A 5,475-nucleotide genomic window follows, 5' to 3' on the forward strand; every position below is an offset into this window, starting at 1 on the left:
CGCCTCGATGCCGTCGTCACCGAGGCCGGCCCGATCCTGCCCGGCCGATGACCGGGGTCCGCGAGGCCCGCGCCGCCGACGCGCAGGCGATCTGGCGCATCCTCGAGCCGATCTTCCGCGCTGGCGAGACCTATACGGTCGAGCGCGACATCGGCCAGGACGCGGCGCTCGCCTACTGGTGCGACCCGCCGCACCGGGTCTATGTCGCCGAGCGCGACGGCGCCGTGCTCGGCACCTACTACCTGACGCCGAACCAGCGCGGCGGCGGCGCCCATGTCGCCAACTGCGGCTATGCCACCGCGCCCGCCGCGCAGGGGCAGGGAATCGCGCGCGCCATGCTCGAGCACTCGCTGGCCGAGGCGAAGGCACGCGGCTTCCGCGCCATGCAGTTCAACTTCGTCGTCGCCACCAACGACCGCGCGCTCGACACCTGGCGCCGCGCCGGGTTCGAGATCGTCGGCCGGCTGCCCGGCGCCTTCGAGCACCCTCGCCTCGGCCCCGTCGACGCCTGCGTGCTCTATCGCCGGCTCTGAGCGGTTGCCGGCGCGGCGCGCGCGCGATACATCGCCCGCATGCGCCTGCTCTTTCTCGGAGATCTGGTCGGCCGCGCCGGCCGCACCGCCGCCATCGCCGCGCTGCCGCGGCTGCGCGCCGACTGGCGGCTCGACTTCATCGCCGTGAACGCCGAGAACGCCGCCTCGGGCTTCGGGCTGACCGCGGCGATCGCCGACCAGCTTTTCGCCGCCGGGGCCGACTGCGTCACGCTGGGCGACCACGCCTTCGACCAGAAGGAGATGATCCAGCACATCGAGCGCGAGCCGCGCATCCTGCGCCCGCTCAATTACGGCCGCGCCGTGCCCGGGCGCGGCTCGGGGCTGTTCGAGGCCACGCGCGGGCGCAAGGTGCTGGTCGCGGTGGCGCTCGGCCGCGTGTTCATGAACCGCCCCTTCGAGGACCCCTTCTCGGCGCTGGACGCGGCCATGAAGCCCGTGCCGCTGGGCGCCGCCGCCGATGCCGCGATCGTCGAGATCCACGCCGAGGCGACGTCGGAGAAGATGGCCATCGGCCACTGGTGCGACGGCCGCGCCAGCCTCGTCGTCGGCACCCATACCCATGTGCCCACGGCCGACGCCATGCTGTTGCCCAGGGGCACCGCCTACCAGTCCGATGCCGGCATGTGCGGCGACTACGACTCCGTGATCGGCATGGACAAGGCCGAGCCGCTCAGGCGCTTCCTCACCGGCATGGGCGGCACCCGCTTCGAGCCGGCGCTCGGTGCGCCGACGTTGTGCGGCACCTTCGTCGAGACCGACGACCGCACCGGGCTGGCCACCCGGATCGCCCCGGTCAGGCTTGAGGGAAAGCTTGAACAAACCGCCGTACCTGACTGACTTCAAGGATATATCTAGGCAGGCACGATAGGCATTGCCCGGCCCCGCATTGCGGTGGCGGAATGCCCGCCGGCCGGCGCCGGTCAAGCAGCGCATTGCGCCCGGGACGCAAACTTGCGACCATCGGCGGGCGCCGCCACCGCCGCGCAGGGAGCTCCCGGGACCCGCCGATGCAGCAGATCCTCGCCCCCGATGTCTGGCCGGCCCTGTTCACGCTCGGCGTGGTGACGGCGATGTTCGCCGCCTTCGTGCGCGAGGACTTCCCGCCCGAGGTGGTGGCCCTGACCGGTGTCGCCGTGCTGCTCGCGGTCGGCATCCTGCCGGTGAACGACCTGCTCGGCGTGTTCTCCAACCCGGCCCCGGTGACCATCGGCGCCATGTTCATCATCTCCGGCGCGCTTCTGCGCACCGGCGCGCTCGACGCCTTCACCCGCGTGCTCGCGCGCGACATCGAGCGCCGCCCGCGCCGGGTCTTCGCCGGCTTCGCCGCCTTCACCGCCGGGGCCTCCGCGTTCCTCAACAACACGCCGATGGTGGTGATGATGATGCCGGTGGCCCTCAGGCTGGGCAAGATCCTGCACATCCCGGCCTCCAAGCTGCTGATCCCGCTCAGCTACATCGCCATTCTCGGCGGCATGTGCACGCTGATCGGCACCTCGACCAACCTGCTGGTGGACGGCATCGCCCGCGAGCACGGGCTCAAGCCCTTCTCGCTGTTCGAGATCACCCCCGTGGCGCTGGTCATCCTCGCCTGCGGCGTCAGCTTCATCGCGCTCGCTGCGCCGCGCGTGCTGCCGGTGCGCAAGGCGCTGGTCGACTTCCTCACCGGCCGCCGCCGCAACCGCTACTTCACCGAGGTGGTGATCCCCGAGGGCTCCGAGCTGATCGGGCGCCCCGTGCTCGAGGTGCCCAGCTTCCGGCGCGAGGAGATGACCGTGATCGACGTGATCCGCGGCGACGCCTCGCTGCGGCGCCAGCTCAGGGACGTCGAGCTCGCCTCCGGCGACCGCGTCGTGCTTCGCACCAATGTCGGCGAGCTCCTGACCCTGCGCGAGAGCCCGCAGATGTCGATGACCGGACAGCTCGACCCCGTGGCCGAGACCTCCACCGTCACCGTCGAGGCGCTGATCACCCCGGGCTGCCGCATGATCGGCCGGGTGCTCGGGCACCTGCGCCTGCGCCGGCGCTACGGCGTCTACCCGCTGGCCTTGCACCGCCGCGACGAGAGGGTCGGCGCGGTGATCGAGGAGACCCGCCTGCAGGTCGGCGACACGCTCCTGCTCGAGGGCGCGCCCGAGGACATCCACCGCCTCGCCGACGACCAGGGCCTGGCCGAGCTGACCCTGCCGGCCGAGCGCCCCTTCCGCCGCCAGCGCGCGCCCTGGATGGTCGCCATCCTCGTCTCCGTCGTGCTCGGCGCCGGCTTCGGCGTGCTGCCCATCGCCGGTCTCGCGGTGATCGGGGTCGCCGCGGCGCTGATCACCCGCTGCATCGACGCCGAGGAGGCGTTCCAGCTGGTCGAGATCCGGCTCATCACCCTGATCCTGGCCATGCTCGCCGTGGGCCGCGCCATGGATCGCACCGGCGCGGTCGAGCTGATCGTCAACGCCGCGCTGCCCTGGCTCGCCGGCCTGCCCCCGGCGCTGGTGCTGTGGCTCCTGTTCCTGATGTGCTCGCTCCTGACCGAGATGGTCACCAACAACGCCGTGGCCGCGGTGATGACCCCGGTGGCGATCTCGCTCGGCGACGCGCTGCATGTGGACCCGCGCCCCTTCGTGGTCACGGTGATGATCGCCGCCTCGGCCGCCTTCGCCACGCCGATCGGCTACCAGACCAACACGCTGGTCTACGCCGCCGGCGGCTACCGCTTCACCGACTACATGCGGCTCGGGATCCCGATGAACCTCGGCGTCGGCCTCCTCGCCGCGCTGCTGATCCCGCTGTTCTGGAGCTTCTGAGCCCGCGTTCGCGCGCCCGCCTCTGGACCTCGCCGCGCGCCGCGCTACCCTCCCTTGCGCGGCCAGCCAGAAGCGAGGCTCCCCATGCCCGCACCGACGACAGACACCGCGGCCCGTGCCGCCACCGCCCCGCGCCGCGCAGGCCCGTTGCCGCTGCTCGCCACGGGTCTCGCGCTCGCGCTCGCCGCCTGCCAGGCGCCGGCCGGCACGCAGGCGCCCGCGCCCGCGCCCGGCGGCACCTCGCCCCTGGCGCCGCCCCCTGCCGCGGGCAGCGCCGGCTCGCTCGCCGCCAAGACCGACTACCTGGTGCGCGACTGCGCCGCGCGCGGGCGGTCCAAGGCCGCCTGCCGCTGCATCCTCGACTACCAGGAGCGCGAGCTCGGCCCCGACGCCATCGAGGCTAAGTACCTCCAGGTCACCGGCGACATCCCCGGCTACGAGCGCAAGCTCAACCAGATCATCGCCCGGAACCCGGACAAGTACTCGCCCGAATACATCACCAACCTCGACGTCAAGGCGCGCGCCAAGTGCGAGGGCTACTAGGGCGGACGCCGTCTCGCTGGCCTGTTCGCAACGGGAGAAGAGGATCGCGCCCGACCGGGTGGGCGCGGGAATCGCGCCCGCGGAAGGGGCGCTCGGGGGCGGGCGGGCGCGATCCGGCGCTGACGCGCCGGAGGCGGGGGCCAAACACGCCGCTCACCCAGATTCTGCCTTGCCGTGGTCTGCAACTCGTCCCCCGATCCCGCGCCCCCTCTTCAACTTGCCCCCGCGATCCCGCGCCCCCGTAGGGCGGGCTTCAGCCCGCCATCCCCCGTCACCCCCTCCGCCAACCCTCTCCACCCCCTCCGCCGCCCCCGTTAACTCCTCCACTCAGCCTGTAGGAGTTACCAAAACCTGACCGAAATTCCGTGCCATAACGGCACAGTTTTCGCCCCGCGCCCGTCGCCCGCGACTTTCGTGACATTAACGGAAACCCAATGCCGCGTTGTTAACACGGGCACCCCGGCGCCCCGCGTCAACCCGCGTATACGCGGCCGGGACGAACCCCGAGCTTGCCCAATCACGGAGCCCCCAATCACCGGAGCGCTACCATGTCCACGCCCCCGCCGCGCCTGCGCGACGCGGCCACGCTGATCCTCGACGAGCTCGCCGCGCTCCGCGCCCGCCAGGCCGAGCTGTCGCACCATGTCCGCACGACCCGCGACCGCGGCCAGGCGCTGGTCCGCGCCTTCGACGCGCTGGCGCGCACGCTGCCCGCGGCCGAGCAGCGCCCGCTCATCCAGCGCCTCGACGGCATCGAGGGCCGGGCCGAGCCGCCCGCGGGCACGCTCGGCTCGACCCCCGTGACCAACGCGACGCTGGCCTATCTGGCCGCGAGCACGGCCGAGACCGTCACCGTCGCCGCCGTCACCGAGCACCTCGCCGCGCTGGGCCTCAGCACAGTGCGCCGCCACGCCGCCATCACGCTCGCCCGCTTCGCCCGCCACGGGCTGGCCGCCCGCATCCGCCGCGGCGTCTACCGCATCAACCGCTTCCACCCCGAGCTCCTGGCCATGCGCCAGGGCCCGCAGGCGTAGGGCACCCCGCGCGCCATCCCGGGTAGGGTGGGTGCTCCGCACCCACCGTTCTCTCCGCCCTCCGGGCGGATGGTGGGTCGGGACGACCCACCCTACACGTTGTCCCAACGCTGGACGTGATTTCCCGCCCAATCAACCGGATAGACGCCTTTTCGCACATAGCGGTGAAACGACGACCACGGCCAGTCACGCACATGGCTGACCAGCCCGTGCTTCACCGGGTTGAAATGGCAATACTCCACGTGCCGGCGGAATTCCTCGCCGTCGCGGATCATGTGCTCCCAATAGCGCCGCTGCCAGATGCCGCGCTCGCGCTTGGCCTCGCGGCTCGCGCCGATCCGCTCGCCCGGCGGCAGGGCGAGGCTGAAGCGCGCCTTGATAAGCCGCCAGCGCGTGGGAAAGTCCGAGTCGCCCGGTGGCAGCGTCAGCACCGCATGCAGGTGATCGGGCAGCACGACGATCGCCTCGACCCTGAAGGGTCGCTCGTGCCGCGTCGTGCGCATCGCGCCGCGCAGCAACGGGAATTGCTCCGCGAGCAGGCGGCTGCCC

Annotated in this window: 6 protein-coding genes; 5 read left to right on the plus strand and 1 reads right to left on the minus strand. The window is 72.2% G+C overall.

What is annotated here, in order from left to right; genetic code table 11:
* The first annotated feature begins 47 nt into the window (after nucleotides 1-47).
* From AC32QD_RS05700 to AC32QD_RS05720, 5 genes are all read left to right on the plus strand, one after another.
* Entirely contained in the window at nucleotides 48-533 is a 486-nt protein-coding gene (locus AC32QD_RS05700; protein ID WP_492009516.1) for a GNAT family N-acetyltransferase, read from the plus strand.
* Nucleotides 534-572: 39 nt separating this feature from the next.
* Nucleotides 573-1,391, plus strand: coding sequence for a TIGR00282 family metallophosphoesterase (locus tag AC32QD_RS05705; protein ID WP_492009517.1), 819 nt, complete (start codon nucleotides 573-575; stop codon nucleotides 1,389-1,391).
* A 170-nt stretch (nucleotides 1,392-1,561) separates the two neighbouring features.
* Entirely contained in the window at nucleotides 1,562-3,349 is a 1,788-nt protein-coding gene (locus tag AC32QD_RS05710; protein WP_492009518.1) for an SLC13 family permease, read from the plus strand.
* Between the two features lie 84 nt (nucleotides 3,350-3,433).
* The gene (locus AC32QD_RS05715; RefSeq protein ID WP_492009519.1) at nucleotides 3,434-3,892 is read left to right on the plus strand and encodes a hypothetical protein; all 459 of its coding nucleotides are present in this window, start codon (nucleotides 3,434-3,436) and stop codon (nucleotides 3,890-3,892) included.
* Between the two features lie 548 nt (nucleotides 3,893-4,440).
* A complete protein-coding gene (locus AC32QD_RS05720; protein ID WP_492009520.1) occupies nucleotides 4,441-4,926 on the plus strand; it encodes a type IV toxin-antitoxin system AbiEi family antitoxin domain-containing protein in 486 nt (161 codons plus the stop codon).
* Nucleotides 4,927-5,018: 92 nt separating this feature from the next.
* On the opposite strand, the gene AC32QD_RS05725 is transcribed toward AC32QD_RS05720, so the two are convergent.
* A partial coding sequence (locus AC32QD_RS05725) for an REP-associated tyrosine transposase (RefSeq protein ID WP_492009521.1) occupies nucleotides 5,019-5,475 on the minus strand: 457 nt, incomplete at its 5' end.

It is taken from the genome of Thermohalobaculum sp., from assembly GCF_058622915.1.

Bases quoted from the DNA above. Each gene is read 5' to 3' on its own strand.
- AC32QD_RS05700 (WP_492009516.1), top strand. From the start codon at position 48: ATGACCGGGGTCCGCGAGGCCCGCGCCGCCGACGCGCAGGCGATCTGG.
- AC32QD_RS05710 (WP_492009518.1), top strand. From the start codon at position 1,562: ATGCAGCAGATCCTCGCCCCCGATGTCTGGCCGGCCCTGTTCACGCTC.
- AC32QD_RS05705 (WP_492009517.1), top strand. From the start codon at position 573: ATGCGCCTGCTCTTTCTCGGAGATCTGGTCGGCCGCGCCGGCCGCACC.
- AC32QD_RS05715 (WP_492009519.1), top strand. From the start codon at position 3,434: ATGCCCGCACCGACGACAGACACCGCGGCCCGTGCCGCCACCGCCCCG.
- AC32QD_RS05720 (WP_492009520.1), top strand. From the start codon at position 4,441: ATGTCCACGCCCCCGCCGCGCCTGCGCGACGCGGCCACGCTGATCCTC.